Raw genomic sequence first — 22,521 nt, forward strand, 5'->3', positions numbered from 1 at the left:
ATGAATCAAATGTTCGAACCTAATCAATCTCAATTGCCACTTGCTGAGTATTTAAGACCTAAATTTGTTGGCGAAATAGCAGGACAAAAACATATTTTAGGTGAGGGCAAGTCTTTGCGTGTAGCTATCGAGTCTGGCAATTTACCTTCAATGATTTTATGGGGGCCGCCAGGCGTAGGAAAAACTACTATTGCTCGAGTCATCGCTAATTCAATTGATGCAGAATTTATATCTGTATCTGCAGTGCTATCTGGCGTTAAAGATATTCGAGAAGCTATAGATAAAGCCCAGCTTAATTTGCAGCAATATAATAAAAAAACAATTTTATTTGTAGATGAAGTTCATCGCTTTAATAAAAGTCAGCAAGATGCATTTTTGCCACATGTTGAATCAGGATTAATTACTTTTATTGGAGCGACTACAGAGAACCCATCCTTTGAAGTTAATTCAGCTTTATTAAGTCGATCTCAAGTTTATGTTTTAAAAACGCTTGATGAAGATGATCTTTTTTCAATTTATGAAAAAGCTAAGATATACATTGCGCCAGAAATCGAGGTGGATCATGAAGCACAGCAAGAGATTATTGCTCATGTGAATGGCGATGCTAGAAGACTGCTCAATTTTCTAGAATTGCTCTTTAATACAGCAAAATCTTTAAAAGCCAATAAAATTGATCGAGACTTTTTAAAGAAAACAATTACAAGCAAGATACGACGTTTTGATAAAGGTGGAGATCAATTTTACGACCAAATTTCAGCGCTTCATAAATCTGTGAGAGGGTCTGATCCAAATGCTGCTTTATATTGGCTTCATCGTATGTTAGATGGAGGCGCTGATCCACTTTATTTGGCGAGAAGAATCGTTAGAATCGCTGTTGAGGACATAGGTTTAGCTGATCCAAAGGGGCAAACTATGGCGCTCGAAGCTTACCAGATATATGAACGCCTTGGTTCGCCTGAGGGTGAGTTAGCGCTTTCTAACGCAGTGATTTACCTATCAATTGCCGCCAAAAGCAATGCGGCATATATGGCTTTTAATGAAGTCAAAGCATTTGTAGCCGAAGGAGATAATAGTGATGTACCAGTTCATCTTCGAAATGCCCCGACTAAGCTGATGAAAGAGTTAGATTACGGAAAAAACTACCGTTATGCTCACAATGAACCTGATGCTTATGCGGCGGGTGAAAAATATTTCCCGGATAATTTAGACCCTATTGAATTTTATAAGCCTACAACTCGAGGATTAGAGGGTAAAATTCTCGAAAAAATGAATTATTTAAAATCTCAGGACAAGCAAAAAAAATAGGTTATTTATGATTGATATTCAAATACTAAGAAACGATATTGGGATTGCTAAAGATAAGCTCTTAAGCAGAGGATTTGATCTTGATGTAGCTACCTTTCAAGCATTGGAAAATTTAAGAAAAGATCTGCAAGTTAAGACGCAAGATCTTCAAGAAAAAAGAAATTCCATCTCAAAAGAAATTGGTATTTCTAAATCTAAAAATGAAAATACTGATTTACTGATGAAGAGCGTTAATGCACTTTCAGATGATTTAAAAGCTGGCGAATCAGAATTAGCAGAGCTGCAAGAAAAGATTAATCAATTCATGCTAAATATCCCTAATATTCCTCATGATTCTACCCCGATAGGTAAGTCCGAAAACGACAACCAAGTTGTGAAGACAGTTGGCGAGCCTAGAAAATTTAATTTCAAAGTTAAGGATCATGTCGATGTAGGTGCTCCGCATGGTCTTAATTTCGATTTAGGTGCAAAGCTCTCAGGCGCTCGTTTTGTTGTAATTGAAGGTAAGCTTGCGAAATTACATCGGGCTATTACGCAATATATGCTTGATACTCAAACAGATAAACATGGCTATAAGGAATGTTATACACCTTATTTGGTTAATAGCGATTCATTAATAGGCACAGGGCAACTACCTAAATTTGAAGCTGATCTTTTTAGTCTTTCACATAACGAAAGTAAATTGTATTTAATCCCAACTTCTGAGGTGACTCTCACAAACTTTGTTCGTGACGAAGTCGTTAAGCAGTCTGACCTTCCTATTAAATTGACTGCTCATACACCTTGCTTTAGATCAGAAGCAGGATCTTACGGTAAAGATACTCGGGGCATGATTAGACAGCATCAATTTGATAAAGTTGAGATGGTTCAGATTGTGCATCCAGACAAAAGTTATGATGCGCTAGATGAAATGGTTTCCCATGCTGAATTTATACTTACCTCACTAGAGCTTCCATATCGATTACTATCCTTATGCACAGGTGATATGGGTTTTGGAGCTGCGAAAACCTTCGACTTGGAAGTTTGGCTTCCATCACAAAATACTTATCGTGAAATTTCGTCTGTTTCAAATTGTGAAGCGTTTCAAGCAAGACGCTTAAAGGCAAGGTTTAAGAGTGAGGATGGAAAAAATTTATTTGTTCACACGCTAAATGGTTCTGGACTTGCAGTAGGTAGAACATTGGTAGCGATTATTGAAAACTATCAGAATGAAGATGGCAGTATTACGATACCTAAAGTCTTAGTTCCTTATATGAGTGGTATTGAAAAGATTTAGTTTTTCCAAATCTCACGAACTTTTCCATTGCTACTAATTAAAGCGCCATGGGCGATATTGTAAAAAATACCATGCTCTACAATCCCAGGTGTTTGACACAGAAGCGCGTTTAATTTTTCAATATTTTTTTCAGTATAATTAAAATCGAGTACGAAATTACCGCAAGAGGTAATTGCATATCCATCTTTTGCTGAGTTAATTCTAATGCCGCCTGTTCCTTTTTTCATTAAGATATTTTTAACAAGCTCCCATGCAAAAGGTTGAACTTCAGAAGGAACAGGAAAGTTATCTCCAATATTTTCAACAATTTTAGATTCGTCAGCAATAACAATAAATTTTTTAGCAGATCGAGCTAACAGCTTCTCTCGAACGAGATCGTAACCGCGCCCTTTAAGTAAGGTAAGGTCTGGTGTAATTTCGTCTGCACCATCAATATAAAGATCAATTTCATTGATTTGCTCCATAGCTATAATTGGTAAGCCAGCTTCTTTTGCTTTAATCATGCTTACCACAGAGCTTGATACTGTTCTTATGTTTAGCTTTTCTTCTTTATTTCGCTTAGCTAAAGCGTCAATGAAGCAGTTAGCGGTTGATCCTGTGCCCAAGCCGATAATCATATTCTCGCTAACATATTGTAAGGCTTGCTGCGCGACTAATTCTTTATCATTCATGACATTCCCTCTCAATGAATACTAGCTTTAAAGCTTATAATATTGTTAATCATTTATACATGCAATATATGCCATTAGAAGCAAATTATCAAAGTAAAGTATCACTATCAACGGCTGAAATTGACGGCTCTGATAGTTATTCTCTAGTTAAATATATTCGAGATGAAATTGTTAAAAGTAAAAAGTCTTTAGCAATTTTTACGGAGACAGCATTCGAAGCAAGGCGTCTTATGGAAGAGATGCTTTGGTTTAGTCCAAATTTAAAAATTAACTTATTACCCGATTGGGAGACTCTTCCTTACGATCACTTTTCACCGCACCCAGATCTAATATCAGAAAGACTTCTAACTCTTTATCAAGTCACTCAGAAAAGTTTTGATGTAGTTATTATTCCAGTAACTACAGCTCTTCACTTATTACCCCCTAAAAGTTATATACAACTATTTAGCTTTCATTTTCGTAAAGGCCAAAAAGTTGATATTGAGGCTTTTAAAAACCAATTAACATTAAATGGATATATGAATGTGGTTCGCGTCATGGCTCCTGGGGAATTTTCAGTAAGGGGAAGTCTTATAGATCTATTCCCTATGGGCAGCATAGTGCCGTATCGCTTAGATTTCTTTGATAACGAAATTGATTCAATTCGAACATTCGATGTTGATACACAAAGAACACTTTACCCAGTCAATGAAATTAAGTTACTTCCTGCCCGTGAATGTCCCATGGATGAAAATTCTATTAGTATATTTCGACAAAATTATCGAGAGCGTTTTGAAGGAGATCCCTCCCGCTCTTCTATTTACAAAGATATTAGTAAGGGCATACCCATTGGTGGCATTGAGTGGTACATGCCGCTATTTTTTGAAGAGATGAGTGATATTTTTAGTTATTTTTCAGATGACACGATCATTTATAAACACGGTAATCTTGATCTTGCTTGCAGTCATTTTTGGCATGAAACCGAAAAACGATTTCGGTTGTTTGCTTATGATGCTGAGAGGCCAATTTTAGAGCCTCAAAATCTTTTAATTAAACCAGATCAATTTTTTAAATCTATCAATGCCTATAAGAAGTTTGATTTAAAGCGTGTAGAAGTAAATGAAAAAATCCCTGATATATCTATTGATCGAAAGAACACTAAACCTCTAGCGAAGCTTGAAAATTTTATTATAGAAAATCCTAAAAGAGTTTTTATTTTGACGGATAGCTTGGGTCGTCGAGAAACTGTCTCTGAACTTCTAAAGTTAGCTGGCATTAATTTTAAAGCGACAGATGATTGGTCATCGGCTGCAGATATAAGCGATCAAGTGGTGTTGACTGTCAGCCCAATACATCAGGGCTATATTTCATCTGAGCATGTTGTAATTACTGAATCCGAGCTTTATGTAAATACTGTGCGTCAAACAAGAAGACGTCATCGTGATAAAAATTTCTCAACTGATGCCATGATACGTGATTTGTCTGAATTAAAAGAAGGTGATCCTATTGTGCATGAGCAGTATGGTGTAGGCCGATTTAAAGGTTTATTTAATTTAGATTTTGGTGAAGGGGAGAGTGAATTCTTACTTTTACAGTATTTTGGTGACGATAAACTTTATGTGCCTGTATCCAATTTAGACCTTATCTCAAGATACTCGGGAGGTCCGGCTGAAACTGCACCTTTGCATAGGCTGGGATCAGATCAATGGGATAAGGCGAAGAAAAAAGCCTTAAAACAAATTCATGATACTGCTGCAGACCTCTTAAACATTTATTCACAGCGCTCCATTAAAAAAGGCTACGCCTTTAAAATTAATTTACAGGATTATGAGAGATTCACCGATGGATTTCCATTCGAAGAAACCGATGATCAACTAACAGCAATTAATGCTGTGATCAATGATATGGAGTCTCAAAAGCCGATGGATCGTCTTATATGTGGCGATGTGGGGTTTGGCAAGACGGAGGTTGCATTAAGGGCGGCCTTTATTGCAGCTAATGATGGAAAGCAAGTTGCCATATTAGTCCCAACAACACTCCTTGCTGAACAGCATTACAATAATTTTATGGATCGTTTTTCAGATTCCGCTATTAGAATTGCAGAAATTTCTCGTTTTAAATCTAAAAAAGAACAAGCTGAGTCTCTCATTAAATTAGCTAATGGAGAGATCGATATCATTATTGGTACACATAGACTTATTCAAAATGATATTAAATTTAAAAATTTAGGGTTAATTATTATTGATGAAGAGCACCGTTTTGGTGTGCGTCAGAAAGAATTACTTAAATCCATGCGAGCAGAAGTTGATGTCTTAACTCTTACAGCGACTCCAATTCCTCGAACGTTATCTATGGCTATGGAAGGTTTACGAGAGTTTTCTATTATTTCTACTCCTCCACAAAAACGTTTATCAATTAAAACATTCGTAAATAACTATTCAGAAGGGATTATTCGTGAAGCAGTTTTAAGAGAATTTAATCGAGGAGGCCAAGTGTATTTCTTGCACAACGATGTTGACACTATTGCTTCGATGAAAGAAAAATTAGAAAAGTTAATACCTGAAGGGGTAATTGAGATTGCACACGGACAAATGAGAGAGCGAGAGCTTGAAAGAGTGATGCATGATTTTTATCAACAAAAGGCCAACATCTTGCTTTGTACAACAATTATTGAAACCGGTATTGATATTCCATCAGCGAATACAATCATAATGAATCGTGCAGACATGTTTGGACTAGCTCAACTTCACCAATTAAGGGGTCGGGTGGGGAGGTCTCATCATCAAGCCTACGCATATTTGCTTATTGATCCAGATAGAAAGATTAGTGGCCATGCACAAAAACGATTGGAAGCTATTCAGCTTCTTGAAGATTTAGGTGCAGGGTATTATCTTGCTATTCATGATTTGGAGATTCGAGGAGCAGGGGAGTTGTTAGGTGACAATCAGAGTGGGCAAATGCATGAAATTGGATTTAATCTGTATATAGAAATGCTTAATTATGCTGTGAAGCAACTCAAAATTGGCAAAAAATTAAGTCTTGATACCCCGCTTCAAAAAAATACAGAAATTAATCTTCATACCCCAGCCATCATTACTAATGCTTATTGTGGCGACATTAATGAAAGACTTGTTCTCTACAAGCGCTTGTCAGGTCTTAATGAGGAAGAGCAATTAATGGAAATGAAAGAAGAACTAATAGATCGTTTTGGTGTGATGCCCGAACAAACACAATCTCTTATTTCTTTTCATGATTTAAGAATTTTTATTCAACATCTTGATATTAAAAAAATAGATGCAAGTGATGTATCAATTCAAATTACATTTGCGAGTGACAGCAAAATTGACCCTCTCAAGCTTATTAAGCTGCTAAGTGAAGACAAGCGTTGCCGTATGAATGGACCAGACAAGATTAAGATATCTGTTTCACTTTCTGATATCTTAGAGCGCGTAAAATTTATTAAAGACTTCTTAAGTAAAATATTTTTGACCTGATAACTATCATAGGATACTTATTTGGTTTTTGCTTCTTTTCCGATAGATTAGAATCGATTCTAATTTAACTTCAATCGCATAAGCTTTGGAACAAACTCTTCGATTTTGCTGCTTTCAATATCTATATCAATATTTTCTATAGGTTTTACCTCGTAAAAATTATTGCCGTAAATGTTCCATAGCATTGATAAAAAAGAATTTGAAGCGGGCTTTATTTCATCCTTATGCATAACTGACCCTACAAGGTGAAGTTTTGTTTTTGCTCTTGTCATGGCAACATAAAGAAGTCTTTTTAATTCATTTTCTTCCCTACTTTTTTCTATTCCATAGATTAAATCATGCAAATGAGGGGATTTATTATCAGGCTCGCTAAATGCTGTGATGTCAAAGATACGGCTATTTTTTACCGAAGTGTCAGATACAATCATCTTTTTGTCTGATGCTCGTGTTGTTGAATTAAGTGAAGGAATAATGACAGTATCAAATTCGAGACCTTTGGCTTTATGGATTGTAAAAAATTGAATACGTTCTTCAGCTGAAGGAATGTCGGATAAATACGTTTTTGTAATTTGATGTTCGACAAGTTCAAAGTCTATAGCTATAGGGGAACTTGATGTTTGTAGTATGTTGAAAAATTTATTAATGTCTACAATATCATTGGGGTTATGTAGACATAGTTCACCACCTAAATTCATCCAAACTGATTCTATAAGTCTTCTAATGTGAGTCTTGCTTTGATTATCGAATGCATTTTTTAGGATATCGATGAGTCGTCGAATTCTTCTCCTTCCATCAGGGGAAATTCCACTCATTTTATTTTCATCTTGAATAATTTCCCATACTGTTGAGGTATGGTCATTTTGAAATAGGAGCGCTAGGTCATTCAACATAATCCCACACCAGGGCGCACGAAGAATTGCAAGCCAGTGAATCCGGTCATTTAAGTCAAGCATGGCGTAGCTTAAGGAAAGAATATCCTGAATAGATTGATGCTTGTCTAAGGCATCAATTTCTACTGCATTAAATTTTAGAGTAGGTTTGAATTTTCTAATGTAATTAATTAATTCAGAGAGATGGCTTCTGGATCTTGTGAGAATAGCGATTTTTTCATTTTCAGGAAATGTATCAATAAGATTACATACATACTTTGCTTCTTCAGTATCAATATCTGTACTTTCAGTGAATGTTAATGCATGAAATTTGAACTCACTTACATTAGAATCATGCTCTTTTTTTGCCGATACAAAAGGTTTGTAAGATACAGCACCTTCTTGAATTAAATCTTCTTTTGGAAGTATATTTTCAAATATCTGATTTATTTCATTCACAATAGTAGAAGAGGACCGGTAATTATCTCTAAGCTGAATAGTTTCTAAGGGGATGGTATTAAAGCCATTTTTTTTGGCTTCAATAAAAATACTGACATCAGCCTCCCTAAATTTATATATAGATTGCATAGGGTCACCCACACAGAAAATGGTTTTTTGTGCTTCAGGAGTCCAGCCATCAACAATTTTCTTTAGGAAATTAAAATGACTTCTGCTTGTATCTTGGAATTCATCGATAAGTAAGTGTGAAATTTTATAATCTAAAGATAATAAAAGATCGCTTGCCGCATCATTTTTACCAAGCGCCTCATTAGCAATCTCTATAATCTCAATAAAATCGACAGTATTTCTTTGTTTAAATAGCTGTCGTAGTTTTTTTTCGCACTGTAAGAGAATATTTGCAATAGATCTTAGTTTTAAAGCATATGTTTCGCTAAGAGGTTCCGGTATAGCTTTAATAGCCAATAAAAAATCGATATTTGGGAGATTGCGACATTTATTTTTATATATTTCTCCTTCGTCATCGTTCTTAAATCCTTCTCGGGCTGAAATGTTTTCGCGTCTGGTATTTTTATCTGTGAATAAAATTTTTGTGATCGTTTGCCATAATGGGATTTCTTCTGAATCAAAATTAAAACTGTTTTTATTTTTTAGCTTTATATCTTCTCTAAGATTGGTACTTTCTAAGTAGTGAAGAATTTCAATAAGATCATTTAGTTGATCTTGATTGAGTTCAGTCCTAATTTTTTGATATATAGGCTTCGTCAAATGTTCAAGGTAAGCATTGCCTTCCTCAATGATTTGCCCACTTGATTTTTGGGTAAGCATATTACATCGATATTTCCACTGGTCTCGAATTGACATCATCGCCACTAAACGACGATTAATCTTTTCATACTCATTGTCATAATGAGTGAAGACAACTTTAATGTCCTCGATGCCATCTTTAGCCTGTAAAGTTTGTTTGACTGACTCTTCGTAAAATTTTTCAGGGGTATCAGTAATATTAGGCTTGCTCCCCATTTTGCTTAACACAGGAATTTGACTGACCACGTTATGACAGAACTTATCAATCGTCATTACTTTAAGTCGGGAGAGATTATGTTCAATATCCCAACCTTTCTCTTCTGACCGCTTTAGAATTGTTTGAGCAAAAGGACTTTTGCTTTCTTTAATTCGCTCAATGATCTTAGCCTTCATTTCTGAAGCTGCTTTTTTTGTGAAGGTGATTGCTACAATCTCTTCTGGCATATCAACGACGGTAAGCAATTTTAAAAATCGATCAGTAAGTAAGCTCGTTTTACCAGAGCCTGCCGGCGCCTCTACTATAAACGAGCTTAAATGAAGCGCTTTCTCTCTTAATTCGCCGTCATTCATTGCTTAGTTTTCTCAAATTGTAATGTTCGCTCAGGGAGCCTTAGGATAGGTTTAACATGACAGTAAGTCATGTCTTTTTCACGTGCAAATCTAACAGCTGCATCGCCCAATTCGTAGCTTTTAGCCGCATCATTGATGCGATACCTCCAAAAGGCAAGTAACTCATCCCAAGATTGGTATTGAGCAGAGCAGGAAGCATCCTTTATGCCTTTAAGAAGTTCCATATCGCGACCTAAGCCAATCCATTGAGGTTTTGATGAATTAATAACGCCAATAGCAATTGCATCAATAGGCTTATCTGACGCAAAGAGCGCATAGAATGGCATTTGCAACTCTCCATAGGCATTTAGAAACCATTCGTTAAGAGTTTTTGTGGCTCCAGATTTGTAATCAATAACAATCTTGTTTTGATTGACTTCATCAATACGATCAATCTTGATATTAAAGTTGAGACAACCTAAATGGATGGGTATATTTTTTTCTGTCTCTTTAACTTCAAAGTCACCACGCTTTAACTCAAATTGAATCCAATTTTCAAGGTAATTAATTAAGCGTATTTCTTCAATATTGAAAAACTCAGGTAAGATTCTGGGGTACATTTTCTTTTCCGCTGAAATGTTCTTATGCGCAATATCTTGAATTTTCTTTGAGAGTTCATCTTTGCTTAAAGCACTTACTAGAAATGATGATTTATATTCCATCCAAAACTGCTCTAAGGTTTTATGAAAGAGATTTCCGCGAAGCCTAGTAGTTAAATTTTCCTCATCTTCATCTTCTAGTCTTTTGGCCCCGAGCCTAAATTCATAGAAAGCCCAAGCAGGGCAGATGGACTGTGCTTCAAGCAGTTTAATTCCTGATTTTGCAGTTTGTGCAACGTCAATTTTAATTGAAGTATTATCTTCAATATATTCTATAACATCATGATTAAATGTATCTTTTTTATAATTAAAATTAATATCTTCATGTGGTTTCGAGGATATGAATGGGTACAAAATAGGTGACGGAAAGATATCTTCTTCCCCCATTTTTTTAGCGTAAGAGAGTGTTACCAAGGCGGACGTATGGGTGAATTTGTCTAAAATATTTGTGGCATGTAAATGGCGTTTTTCATGGGTATTGATGTGGCAATCATGCTGAATTTTGATAGGGATAAAGGGATTAAATTGCTGAGGTGTAGGCCAATTATGTTCATTTAAATTCATAATCCACGTAGCATCATAGGTTTCATAGGTTATTTCATGAAAGCCTAAAATATCAATTTTAAAATTACCCTCGTGTTGATGTTGATGGGTAGTTTTTTTGAGGTAATACTGAAGTGTGTCTAACATATCTTGAATAGATATTTCATCTGTAAGCCTGTCTAACGAGGATACAGTTTCAGTAATTTTCTTCCACGCCTCATAAACACCCTCTTCATAACCATCTCTTGGATTTAAAAGGCTAGATTGAATATTCTTTAAATACGCATCAAATGTTTTAATCCATGCGGAAGGGGCTCTTTTTTCTCTCCATTCATGATGTGAGACTTGGATTTGATCTAAATGCTTCATTAGAGATGGCGTTAAATGAACTAACCCCTCAGTTGTCTCTAGGATTTCAATAAGCTCGTGAATTGAGACATTACCTCTACGTTTTCTCTCTAGTTGGTGAATAAGCCTATAGCGAAGAAATAACTCTTGATCATTTGACCAGCCGTTATGACACAAGATATTTTTCAGGTCTTTAATATTAAAAAAACCTCGCGCGCCAAATTCTATTAGCTTTATATTTAAATAAATCATGGATAAATGAAATAAAGGCGTATTTAATGAGAACTGATAAATTCTTTTTTCTTGAGATAGGCTTGGGGTGAATGATTCAGGATGGAATGTTTTGTCAAGTAAGCTTGTGAGACGATCTATGATTTGATCAAGCTGGGGCGTCACAATAAGTATTTTTTTATTTTGTTCTATTTGATTTCTGCACCATTCCACAACCTGCATACATTCATGCTCTTCATTAAGAAAAATACGCGACTCAATAGAAGGCTTTATTTTAGTATCTACAAAAAAAGTCACGTCAATTTGAGTTTGACATGCATTAATAAATGATTCTTCAATCGGCGTTCTAAAATCAAAATTTACAAAATGAATTGGGCAATCAATAGATATATCCTTCGATGTGATATGTTCAATTGCTATTTTTATAAGGCCATTGAAGGTGATGATATTTTTATCGTTGCAATATTTTTTAAAGATTAAACGCCAAGCGTTAAAAAATGCATGCTCTTCACTGCGCTCTTCACTTTTTAAGGTATTTTCGCCAATAAGAAATTGATCTATGAGTCGATTAGCCTGGCTAGCAGTCTCACTTAAGCTTTCAATATTAGATAAATCAAATGAGGATTTTTTGTATTGTTTAATGCTACTTTCCCATAGCAATTTTTCTTCGATACCATTAAGAACTCGGAATGGCATGTTGATGTTTGGGTGTTTTTTAAAGAGATTATTAATGAAGTCATGAAGAGCCATCACTTTTTCTTTTGAGTTAAAGTGTTGGCTTAATTTAAAAGCTTCTTTTGAATTACGACAGAGATAGATAGGCTTTTGCTCAGAATGCATGCTTCTATTGTAAACTTATCCCCGTTAATTATTATTAAAAAATATGGCTGAACGCAAAAATTACATTACTAAACAAGGATATCAGTGCCTAAAAGATGAGCTTGATTTTTTAGTCAAAGTTGATCGTCCTAAAGTAGTAGCAGACGTTTCCTGGGCGGCAAGTAATGGAGATCGCAGTGAGAATGGAGATTATATATATGGAAAAAAACGCCTCCGTCAGATAGATGCAAGAGCGAAATTCTTATTTGGTCGGATTGATGAGGCTGTAGTGATTGATCCATCTTCACAAGAACAGCAGGATAAGATTTTTTTTGGCGCGTGGATCACACTTCTTAATGAGTCTGATAACTCAGAGCATCATTTTCGTATTGTAGGGCAAGATGAGATTGATACAGAAAAAGGCTTTATTAGTTGGGTTTCACCTATTGCTAAGGCGCTTTTAGGAAAAGCCTTAGATGATGAGGTAAAAGTCGAGACTCCGGGTGGCTTAGTTAATTTTAGAATTATTGATGTGTCGTATCATGAGTAACAAAAGCCTTATAGCTTGTCATTTAATATGCAAGGTGATTGATTTTTTCGGTGATATTGGTGTTGCATGGCGCATAGCAAAACAACTCAAAGTTGATTTTAATATTGAGGTGCATCTCCTTGTGGATGATCTTATGACTTCTAGAAGACTCATCCCTTCATTAGATATTTCCTTAAAAAAACAAACGGTCGATGGTATTACTATTCATCATTGTGATTTTAGTGAAGATTCAAAATCACTTCCGCCACCTCCAGCTTTTGTATTTAATCTTTTTAATATTGATTTACCTAATGCCTATAAATTGCTTATGCAAAGCGAAAAGTCCAAATATATTGCCATTGAATATTTGTCAGCTGAGCCATGGGTCGAGAATTTTCATTTAAAACCTTCAATAGATCCTGAATCAGGCCTTATTAAAACTTTCTTTTATCCTGGCTTTACTGGTCAAACAGGCGGCCTCATCCGTGAGAAGAATTTACTATCGCGTCGAGAGTCTTTTGTTCAAGCTAATCGTGATAAATTTATTAAGTCATTTGGCGGCAATCCTAACCTCTATTCAATATCACTTTTTTATTACCCAATACAAAAAATTGAAGCTTTTTTAGATGTTATGGAGCTTATGAAAAAGCCTATTCAATTTTTCATACCTCAATATTTATTTGATCTTTTAAAAGTAAAAAAGAATTATCAGTATATTCATATCATTTCCTATCCATTTTTAAGCCACGATGATTTTGATGATCTACTTCGGTCATGTAATCTTAATTTTGTGCGCGGTGAAGATAGCTGGATAAGAGCAATTTGGGCCGGCAAACCTTTTATTTGGCAGCCATATATCCAAGAAAACAGTATCCATTTAATTAAACTAAAAGCTTTTTTGAAGAGCTATTGTGAGGATTGTGAACAAGAGTTATCAGAGGTTTTATTTAAAATGCATGACGATTGGTCGAATAATAAATTTAATGAAGCTTTATGGCGCGATTTTTTCAAAAATCAGTCTTCTTTGGAGTCTTTCGCATTGAAGCGAAGTCATCACTATTTCAAAGAGCCATCATTTGTCGAGAGTTTGGTTGATTATTGTTCTGAAACATAATTTTCGAGTATAATTTCTCCCTTTTATTTAGTAAGCATTCCCAAGGATCAATATTATGAAAATCGCTCAAGAGCTTCGCGCTGGTAACGTTATTATGGTTGGCACTGACCCAATGGTCATTTTAAAAGCTGAATATAATAAATCAGGTCGAAATTCAGCTGTGGTAAAGATGAAAATGAAAAATCTTTTGACTGAAGCGCCGAGCGAAAACGTTTATAACGCCAGTGATAAATTCGAAGTGATTGTGTTGGATAAAAAGGATGTTACTTATTCTTATTTTTCAGACCCTGCTTATGTGTTCATGGATGGTGAATATAATCAATATGAAATTGATGCTGAAAATATGTCAGAAGCTTTAAATTTCTTAGAAGATGGCATGCCTTGCGAAGTTAAATTTTATAATGGGAAAGCTATCTCTGTAGAGCTTCCAAATTCTGTTACCCGAGAAATTACTTACACTGAGCCTGCTGTAAAAGGCGACACTTCAGGTAAGGTAATGAAGCCAGCTAAAATTAATACGGGCTTTGAAGTAATGGTGCCTTTATTCTGCAATACCGGTGACAAGATTGAAATTGATACGCGTACCTTAGAATACAAAAACCGCGTTTTATAATCCTAAGCAGTTCCACCTACAACTAAACTGTCAATCTTGATAGTGGGTTGGCCTACACCTACAGGAACACTTTGACCTTCTTTACCGCAGGTTCCTACCCCTGAATCCAAAGACATATCATTGCCAATCATACTGACTTTCTTTAAAACTTCAGGGCCATTTCCTATTAACGTTGCGCCCTTGACTGGGTAGAGCAGTTTCCCGTCTTCAATCATCCAAGCTTCAGCTGCAGAAAATACAAACTTTCCGCTTGTGATGTCTACTTGGCCGCCGCCAAAATTAACTGCATAAATTCCTTTTTTTACTGACTTGATAATTTCTTCCGGAGTTTTTGTACCATTTAGCATGTATGTATTTGTCATTCTTGGCATAGGTAAATGTGCATATGATTCTCTTCTTGCGTTTCCAGTAATAGGCATATTCATGAGTCTCGCATTTAATGTATCTTGAATGTAGCCTTTTAGAATGCCATTTTCAATAAGCACGGTTCTTTGTGTTTCATTACCTTCATCGTCAATATTAAGTGACCCTCGTCGATCCTTGATAGTGCCGTCATCAACGACAGTAATATCTTTTGCAGCAACTTGTGTACCAATTTTATTACTAAATGCGGAGCTACCTTTTCGATTGAAGTCACCTTCGAGACCATGACCAATAGCTTCGTGAAGAAGAATGCCAGGCCATCCGGGACCCAAGACAACTGTCATACTTCCAGCAGGAGCGGGCTTAGCATTTAAGTTGGTTGTGGCTTGGTGAACCGCTTCTTGCGCATACTGTTTTAATATTTCGTCTGAGAAATATTCAAATCCAAAACGTCCACCACCCCCTGATGAGCCTTGCTCTCTTTTTCCATTCGATTCTGCAATAACATTAATAGATAATCTTACTAAAGGCCTAATATCAGCAGCAATTTTTTGTTCATTATTGATCACTAAAATTACTTCATACTCCCCAGCAATTGAAGCTGTTACTTTAGTAATCCGCTCATCCATTTTTTTAGCAAAATTTTCTATTTTTTCAAGAATCTTAATTTTTGCTTCTGCAGGAACGGCCGAGAGAGGATCTTGACCTCCATATAAATTAGAAGTTATTTTTGGATGATCTAGTTTATGAATTTGATTTAAGTTTTTCGAAGCAATAGCTTTAGCAATGCTTGAGGAAGATAAAAGAGCTTCAATAGATATATCATCTGAATAAGCAAATGCAGATTTATCTTTATTAACTGCTCTAACACCTACACCTTGATCGATTGAGAAGCTCCCTGACTTAACTTGGCCCTCTTCAAGACCCCAATATTCATTTTTTGTGTATTGAAAATATAGGTCTGCATAATCGACACCATGAGCCATCATGCCATTAAGTATTTTATTTAGATCGTTAATTTCAATGCCAGATTGCGAAAGAAGTAAATTTTTTGCATGAGAAATTTTATGTTCCATAAGAAGTATTATTTTATAGTTCGATGTTTAAGAGCAGGCAAAGATTTGCGAATGGATTTGATATATTCTTTGTTAAGATATCCCGTAATTACTCCAGAGCCTCGCGACAGACGATCTAATATAGTGCCCCATGGATCAACAATAAGTGAGTTACCATGTGTTTCTCTTCCAGATAGGTGATAGCCACCCTGAGCAGGCGCTAACACATAACATTGATTCTCTATAGCTCTTGCTCGAATCAGAATTTCCCAGTGAGCCTTTCCGGTCGTTTCTGTAAAAGCTGATGGAATTACTAGAAGGTCGATTTCCTTCATTGCTCGAAATAATTCTGGAAATCGAAGGTCATAACAAATCGCAATTCCAATTTTACCAAATGGAGAGTCGACAACTACAACATCAGAACCCGCTTCAATTAATTTATCTTCTCGATAAAATTCCTCGCCCATATCAAATCCAAAAAGATGTATTTTGTCGTAGCGATGAACTAAATTTCCTTTGTCATCATAAATTAAACAACTATTTCTGATTTTATTTTTATCTTTCGAAACTAAAGGAATAGAACCACCAATAATCCACACTTTATTTTTTTTGGCTTGCTTTGATAGGAAGGATTGAACGAGGCCATGATCAGGCTTCTCCTTCGCCTTTAATTTTTCAGAGTCCTTGGAACTCATAATAGAGAAATACTCAGGGAGGGCAATAAGTTTAGCGCCTTGATTAGCGGCAATTGTAATTAAATTTTCAGCTTCATTAAGGTTTGATTTGATATCTGGCCCAGATGCCATTTGTATCCCTGCAATTTTTACGATATCTTTATTAACTAATCTTGCTTTAGTCGTTTTTATTTTAGATTTAATTGCCATTTTTATTTTTTATCATTAAATAAGTTTTTGGTATTATCAATTGTCGTTTTAATTTTATCTGACGCAGAATTATTTACTTCTTCTGGATTTTCCCATGTACCAATAATTCTATATTCAGAGGTCAGTACTTTGTTAAGAGGATCTTTAAGTATTTTTTGTGCAATAAATGCTGCCGCTCCTACAAGCGGACCTCCTGCAAGAGCTGCAATAGAAAGGCTATCGCTAATATGAGGGGTAACTTTCACGTTTAAATCTTGAGTTTCATGGATAATATTTGTTTCACCAGTCATAAATACTTCAGCCGCCGGGCCATTCATTCTAAAATTACTTGTTTTCATGATGCCATTACTTACTCGAACAGAAGCATTCATGGTATCAAGCACAAATCCGCTGCCAAATAAATCTCTGAAATCTAAACTAAGTCTTCTAGGTAAGCTTTGCAGGGTAACAAGGCCAAAGAGTCTTCCTATACCAGGCTCGACTTTTTGAATTGTTCCTTTACGCACGTCAAGGTTAAATGATCCATCCACTCTGGTTTTATCGAAGGACAAAGGATTGCCTGGCCATCTAAATTGACCAGATAAGTCAGCTTCCCCATCTTTTACAAAATTTGGATAGCCAAGGAAATTGAGTGTATCGCCAAGATTATCAATTTTCCAGCTAAAGTTAATATTTGATTTTGAGTTCTTATTCCAATCTACCCACTCTCCATCTGCTTGAAAAATATTTTTATCATTCACAATCTTAAATTTTTGAATATTAATATTTTGTTTTGAAGTATTAGAAACAAGTTCAAGTTTTCCAACTTTTTTGCCGTCTAACTCAAGCGAATCAATTTTAATGTCTAAATTAGGTACTTTTTGATTGGTTGCGCTTTGAGTTGAAGATATTTTTTTAATTTCGGCTGGTATCTTGAGTTTATTTAATCTGGCTATTAGTTTGTTATCCTTTTCAGCCCACAAAAGATTGCCTGATGTTTCATTGGAGTTTATTTTAAATTTTGTGCTGCCATTAGCTGGTGCTATTTCTATTTTGATATTACTAAATCGCCTATCAAAGAGATCAGCATTTTTGAGCGCTATATCAGCTTTGTCAATTTTAAAGCCACTGGCACTATCTCCTCCACTATAGATACTTATAATGTCATCTAAGTTTACATAGGGTAAATTAGCTTTGAGATAAAGTCCTTTTTGCGAATTTGTTCTGATGTCTGAGTTAATTGATATATAGCCCTTATCAACTGACATGAGGTTATTTTTTTCTATGCGAGTGATTTTTGAATTCACAATATTGCTATATTTAAATTCAATTTCATCATTTTTTGTATTATTCTGTTTTTTAGTAAAGTGGAATTTTTCTTCCTTATCGCGTGCTTTATTAAATGGAGCAGGGTAGTTCATCTCAATTCCTTTTAGATCGGAAGATAATTGTATATTGAGTAAAGGTTTTTTATATTCCACTAGTCCTTCCCAATTAGCCGATCCATTTAATTTAGAAAAACTTGTCCCTAATTTTTCTTCTATACCCTTGTCAGTAAAGGTACCATTTAATTTCACCTTAATAGCCTTGCTTGAGTCTGCAATAAGTAAAATATTAGTGTTGCCTCCAAACATGTTGCCAGTGAGATTTTCAGTTTTAACATTTTTTTCATCAAAACTTACTAAGCCCTTTATTTTTTCGATCTTTGGAATCCCCATTGATGGATTGGTTAGGTTGCTATCTAAAAATTGGTAATTACCTTTAAAAGTAATGGCGTCAAGATTATCCATAGGGATATCAATATTTACTTTGAGTCTTCCTTCTCCAGAACCAGTTGCTTCATCAAATAAATGTTGAACAGATTCTTTTATAGGACTGTTATTAATGAATTTAACAGCTTCACGTGTTGGGCTATTTAGCGTGCTTTGCAGATTCAGTATGGGATGCTCGATCGCTATTGCAGGAATAGTTGTTTTAAGCTCTTTAATTGTGTTACCTAGGAATTGACCTTTCTTGCTTAGCAATTCGAAAGTCCCAGCATTGACTGACGCATTAAAATCAAATTTTTCAATAACTGGCCATCCCGTGCCATATTCGATCAAGGTATTTTTCCCTGTGGTTGTAACAATAAAGTTACCTTTATTGGGATCGGGACGGTTCTGCGCATCAACGAATGGGAAATCGGCTGACAAACCTTTAATTGAAACTAAAGTATTTTCTAAACTGCCCTCAAGGAGTGAGGTGTCAAGCCAGTGAAGACTTTCGGCTCCTATTGTTTTTGGGTAATAAGTTTTAGCATGTTTTAAGTCTATAAAAGGAATTGAAGCCTGAATATCCAAATAAGTTTCTTTTTGAGGCATCTGTTTGATGCTGCCATTTATTGAACCATTAATAAATGGATTATTAAAGCTAATATTTTTAAACATTAAATAATTTTTTGTCCATTTTAAATCACCATGTAAATCATTAAATTTGAGTGCTTCTCTAAATAATTTATTGTATGTAAGTGAAACATCAGTTGATTTAAATTTTAAAGAGCCATCTTCATTAGATAGATGAATCGAGCCTGTTAGATTTTCGAATCCTGGTAAATCTTCAAAAGTTTTTAAGCTTAATTTATCAAATTGAGCTTTGAGGCTTAATTCAACATTTTTATTGTCCATCCACTTAAGGTCGACGTTAGTAAGTGAGCCCGATGGTTGGATTGCACTAACTTTATTTTTAACATCATCAAAGTAAGGAATTGTTTGGAGTATTTCATTTGCTGCATCGAGCTGAATCTTATTTATTTTAAGAGAGAAGGCGGTTGGTTTATTCGTTTCAGTTGAAATGGTAATGGCCGTATTGGCATTTTCAATATTAATTCCATTATTTGTAAGGAGATAAAGATTTTCAAATATAACTTCGTGACCAACCTTATTCGAAAGCCAAGTAACATTACCTGAAAAATTCTTCAGATTAAGTTCATTTTTATTAGCTTGATTTAATTCAGTTTTAAAATTTGTGAGCTTGATTGATGCTTTAATTTTAGCGATTGCTGCATTAGTAATACTTGCAGTTAAATTTAAATCGCCAGTGCCAGCATTAATTTTTATTGGGTAGTTCACCCAGGGCGTATAAGCTGACAGATTGATGTTGCCAGCTTTAATTTTAACTTCAGAATCCCAGGAATTAATATCTTCGATTTTTTTCGCATAAATTTTTCCGCTAAGACCAATAAATTGGTTATCACTATTGCTGATTCTAAAATTGACATCGAATTTATGTTGACCAATGAGCTCGATGATAAAAGGTGTTTTATAGCTAAAATTTAAATCTTTTAGTGTGAGCACTGGGGCTTGTTTATATTCATCCAGCCAATCAATCTCGCCTTGCTCGATAGACACTTTCTTCTGGTTAAGAAGCCAGTTTGTTAATTTATTATTAGCAGGACCATCAATAGGTATGCCGCCAATAAAAATTTTATTAGTCATATCTCGTCGGATTAGAAGTTTAGGCGTTTTTAATTTTATTTCCGAAAGTGTTGGGCTTAAATAAAATGGACTTAACCAAGAAAAGTCAGCACTAATTTTTTTTAGCGCTAGGGTTGTATTATTTTGACTGTCATAAAATACAACTTCATTTAAGGCAAACTCCGGATTTATAAAATCCCATCGACCTTCAAGTGAATTTATTTTGATCGTTTGCCCTGTTGCCTCTGAAGCAAGAATTTCTATTCTTGATTTATAGTTATTTAAATTAGGCTTAATATAAAATTGAAATGCAAGGCTAGAGATAACGATAAAAAAAAGGTAGGTAATGACGAATGCAATACCTATTTTTTTTGCGTAAGGAATTAATTTTTGTTTCATTGGTCTTTCTTAAACGTACTTAAACTTAAACCGCTTACGCTATTTTACTTTAAATTATTGAATTGATTGTTTTAGTTGTTCAAGAATGGATGGGTTGTCGAGGGTTGAAATGTCAGATGTAATTTCCTCTCCTTTTGCAAGAGAGCGTAAGAGTCTGCGCATAATTTTACCTGAACGTGTTTTGGGTAAGTTATCTCCAAATCGAATATCGTCAGGTTTAGCAATAGGACCTATTTCTTTTCCAACCCAATCCCTGAGTTGATTAACGATCGCTTTAGCTTCCTCGCCTTCAGGCCTTTTGCCTTTAAGGACCACGTAAGCTACGATAGATTCACCTTTAATTTCATGGGGCTTTCCTACCACAGCTGCTTCAGCCACGAGAGGATTTGAAACTAATGAAGATTCAATTTCCATGGTACCAAGCCTATGTCCTGAAACGCTCAATACATCGTCGATGCGACCCATAATCGTGAAATACCCAGTCGTTTTATCTCTAATAGCCCCATCTCCTGCAAGGTAAACATTTCCGCCTAGCTCCTGAGGGTAATAACTCTTCTTATATCGTTCAGGGTCACCCCAGATGGTTCGAATCATTGAAGGCCAGGGTTTCTTAATCACCAATAAACCGCCTGTGCCCCATGGAACTTCATGCCCCGCCTCATCAACAATAGCAGCATCAATACCAGGAAAGGGAAGTGTGCAAGAGCCCGGGACTAATGGTGTTGCACCAGGCAATGGTGTAATGACGTGACCACCTGTTTCTGTCTGCCAAAATGTATCTACAATAGGGCAGTGATGATGGCCAATTTTTTCGTAATACCACATCCATGCCTCGGGATTGATAGGCTCACCTACTGAGCCTAAAAGACGAAGACTGGATAAATCGTAAGTGTCAGGGTTAGATTCTTTATTTAATTCTGAAGCTTTAATGAGGGATCTGATTGCTGTGGGCGCTGTATAAAAAATACTAACATGATGCTTTTCTATCATTTGCCAAAACCGACCTGCATGAGGAAAAGTCGGAATGCCTTCATAAATAAGTTGTGTGGCTCCCGAAGCAAGAGGACCATAGACCACATAGGTATGTCCTGTTATCCAACCCACGTCAGCCGTACACCAATAAACATCATCCCCTTTAATATCAAATGTCCATCTCATGGTATTTAAAGCATGGAGAAGATAGCCTGCTGAAGAGTGCTGAACGCCTTTAGGGGTTCCAGTTGAGCCTGACGTGTATAGTAAAAATAAGGGGTGTTCGGCATTAACATATACCGGATCACAATCGGTCAATTGATTTTTAATTAGCTCATGCCACCAAATTTCTTTAGCTTTTAACTCAATCCCTTCTTTTGATTTCTTTAGCACTACAGTGCCAATCACTGATTCACAACCGCCTAAACTAAATGCTTCATCTACTGCAGATTTAAGGGGAAGTGTTTTGCCACCTCGAAATTGCACGTCTGCTGTAATGACAAGTCTAGCTTGAGCATCTTTAATCCGCTCTTGAATACTTTTTGCTGAGAAACCTCCAAAGACAACTGAGTGTGTTAATCCAATTCTGGCACAAGCAAGCATGGCGACAACCGCTTCGATTCCCATAGGTAGATAAATAAGAACTCTGTCAGCTAGATCTAAATTGAATGTTTTTAGGCCATTGGAGAATTGACAAACTTTTTCATAAAGCTCTTTGTAAGAGACGTTGGTGATATCACCATTATCAGCTTCAAAAATAATTGCGGTTTTATTAGGTTGAGTAATTAAATGCTTATCAAGACAGTTATATGAAACATTTAATTCCCCATCTTCAAACCATTTATAAAAAGGGGCATTAGAATCATTAAGTGTTTTAGTAAATGGTTTTTTCCAAATGATTAATTCGCGAGCGAGGTCAGCCCAAAATTTCTCATAATTTTCGCTTGCAGAAGTGCAAAGTTTTTCGTAAGCAGCCATGCCAGATACATTGGCATGATCTACAAACACTTGATCTGGATGAAATATTCTATGTTCGCTTAAGACTGATTCAATACCCATACGTTTTTACTTAAAATCAACTTTAAAAATTAAACCTATTATTGGTAGTAATTTATTTTATGTAAAGCGAAAAAATTACACTTCAATTATTTT

13 protein-coding genes are annotated in these 22,521 nt (G+C 35.5%); 6 read left to right on the plus strand and 7 right to left on the minus strand.

Features of this window, described 5'->3' with window-relative positions; translation table 11 throughout:
• Entirely contained in the window at positions 1-1,305 is a 1,305-nt protein-coding gene (locus FIT79_RS03000; RefSeq protein WP_139871392.1) for a replication-associated recombination protein A, read from the plus strand.
• Positions 1,306-1,312: 7 nt separating this feature from the next.
• A complete protein-coding gene (serS, locus tag FIT79_RS03005) occupies positions 1,313-2,581 on the plus strand; it encodes a serine--tRNA ligase (protein WP_139871394.1) in 1,269 nt (422 codons plus the stop codon).
• Here serS and rpiA read toward each other — a convergent pair.
• Positions 2,578-3,252 (minus strand): ribose-5-phosphate isomerase RpiA, encoded by a 675-nt coding sequence (gene rpiA / locus FIT79_RS03010; protein ID WP_139875565.1) that lies wholly within the window; start codon positions 3,250-3,252, stop codon positions 2,578-2,580. The two genes, serS and rpiA, sit on opposite strands and share 4 nt — an antisense overlap.
• Positions 3,253-3,320: 68 nt before the next feature.
• On the opposite strand from rpiA, the gene mfd reads away from it, so the two are divergent.
• Complete coding sequence (gene mfd, locus FIT79_RS03015; protein WP_420898290.1) at positions 3,321-6,725, plus strand: transcription-repair coupling factor; 3,405 nt, start codon at positions 3,321-3,323, stop codon at positions 6,723-6,725.
• Between the two features lie 59 nt (positions 6,726-6,784).
• Here the strand turns inward: mfd and FIT79_RS03020 are convergent, their stop codons facing one another.
• Both FIT79_RS03020 and FIT79_RS03025 read right to left on the minus strand, forming a co-directional pair.
• Positions 6,785-9,430, minus strand: coding sequence for a UvrD-helicase domain-containing protein (locus FIT79_RS03020; protein WP_139875566.1), 2,646 nt, complete (start codon positions 9,428-9,430; stop codon positions 6,785-6,787).
• Positions 9,427-12,030 carry a PD-(D/E)XK nuclease family protein gene (locus FIT79_RS03025; protein WP_139875567.1) on the minus strand — a complete coding sequence of 868 codons (2,604 nt, stop codon included), beginning with the start codon at positions 12,028-12,030 and terminating at the stop codon, positions 9,427-9,429. The genes FIT79_RS03020 and FIT79_RS03025 overlap by 4 nt, the downstream gene beginning before the upstream one ends.
• A gap of 43 nt (positions 12,031-12,073) precedes the next feature.
• Between FIT79_RS03025 and greB the strand changes: the two genes are divergently transcribed.
• The 3 genes from greB to efp are packed head-to-tail and all read left to right on the plus strand — an operon-like array spanning position 12,074 to position 14,265.
• Positions 12,074-12,559: a transcription elongation factor GreB gene (greB, locus tag FIT79_RS03030; protein WP_139867536.1), complete on the plus strand. Its 486-nt coding sequence runs from the start codon at positions 12,074-12,076 to the stop codon at positions 12,557-12,559.
• Positions 12,552-13,652: an elongation factor P maturation arginine rhamnosyltransferase EarP gene (earP, locus tag FIT79_RS03035; RefSeq protein ID WP_189644873.1), complete on the plus strand. Its 1,101-nt coding sequence runs from the start codon at positions 12,552-12,554 to the stop codon at positions 13,650-13,652. Before greB ends, earP begins: the two co-directional genes overlap by 8 nt.
• A 55-nt stretch (positions 13,653-13,707) precedes the next feature.
• The gene (gene efp, locus FIT79_RS03040) at positions 13,708-14,265 is read left to right on the plus strand and encodes an elongation factor P (protein ID WP_028817911.1); all 558 of its coding nucleotides are present in this window, start codon (positions 13,708-13,710) and stop codon (positions 14,263-14,265) included.
• A gap of 2 nt (positions 14,266-14,267) precedes the next feature.
• Here the strand turns inward: efp and tldD are convergent, their stop codons facing one another.
• The 4 genes from tldD to acs are packed head-to-tail and all read right to left on the minus strand — an operon-like array spanning position 14,268 to position 22,428.
• Entirely contained in the window at positions 14,268-15,704 is a 1,437-nt protein-coding gene (tldD, locus tag FIT79_RS03045) for a metalloprotease TldD (protein ID WP_139875569.1), read from the minus strand.
• Positions 15,705-15,712: 8 nt separating this feature from the next.
• A complete protein-coding gene (locus FIT79_RS03050; protein WP_139870264.1) occupies positions 15,713-16,567 on the minus strand; it encodes a carbon-nitrogen hydrolase family protein in 855 nt (284 codons plus the stop codon).
• A 2-nt stretch (positions 16,568-16,569) separates the two neighbouring features.
• Positions 16,570-20,397, minus strand: a complete 3,828-nt coding sequence (locus tag FIT79_RS03055) for a YhdP family protein (RefSeq protein WP_139875570.1) — start codon at positions 20,395-20,397, stop codon at positions 16,570-16,572.
• A gap of 54 nt (positions 20,398-20,451) precedes the next feature.
• Complete coding sequence (gene acs, locus FIT79_RS03060) at positions 20,452-22,428, minus strand: acetate--CoA ligase (protein WP_139875571.1); 1,977 nt, start codon at positions 22,426-22,428, stop codon at positions 20,452-20,454.
• Positions 22,429-22,521: the final 93 nt, after the last annotated feature.

It is taken from the genome of Candidatus Methylopumilus universalis (assembly GCF_006365315.1).
Lineage (GTDB): Bacteria > Pseudomonadota > Gammaproteobacteria > Burkholderiales > Methylophilaceae > Methylopumilus > Methylopumilus universalis.

Coding starts and splice junctions, on each gene's coding strand:
- mfd (WP_420898290.1), top strand. CDS start 3,321: ATGCCATTAGAAGCAAATTATCAAAGTAAAGTATCACTATCAACGGCT.
- FIT79_RS03020 (WP_139875566.1), bottom strand. CDS start 9,430: ATGAATGACGGCGAATTAAGAGAGAAAGCGCTTCATTTAAGCTCGTTT.
- FIT79_RS03050 (WP_139870264.1), bottom strand. CDS start 16,567: ATGGCAATTAAATCTAAAATAAAAACGACTAAAGCAAGATTAGTTAAT.
- efp (WP_028817911.1), top strand. CDS start 13,708: ATGAAAATCGCTCAAGAGCTTCGCGCTGGTAACGTTATTATGGTTGGC.
- FIT79_RS03000 (WP_139871392.1), top strand. CDS start 1: ATGAATCAAATGTTCGAACCTAATCAATCTCAATTGCCACTTGCTGAG.
- acs (WP_139875571.1), bottom strand. CDS start 22,428: ATGGGTATTGAATCAGTCTTAAGCGAACATAGAATATTTCATCCAGAT.
- rpiA (WP_139875565.1), bottom strand. CDS start 3,252: ATGAATGATAAAGAATTAGTCGCGCAGCAAGCCTTACAATATGTTAGC.
- tldD (WP_139875569.1), bottom strand. CDS start 15,704: ATGGAACATAAAATTTCTCATGCAAAAAATTTACTTCTTTCGCAATCT.
- FIT79_RS03055 (WP_139875570.1), bottom strand. CDS start 20,397: ATGAAACAAAAATTAATTCCTTACGCAAAAAAAATAGGTATTGCATTC.
- serS (WP_139871394.1), top strand. CDS start 1,313: ATGATTGATATTCAAATACTAAGAAACGATATTGGGATTGCTAAAGAT.
- FIT79_RS03025 (WP_139875567.1), bottom strand. CDS start 12,030: ATGCATTCTGAGCAAAAGCCTATCTATCTCTGTCGTAATTCAAAAGAA.
- greB (WP_139867536.1), top strand. CDS start 12,074: ATGGCTGAACGCAAAAATTACATTACTAAACAAGGATATCAGTGCCTA.
- earP (WP_189644873.1), top strand. CDS start 12,552: ATGAGTAACAAAAGCCTTATAGCTTGTCATTTAATATGCAAGGTGATT.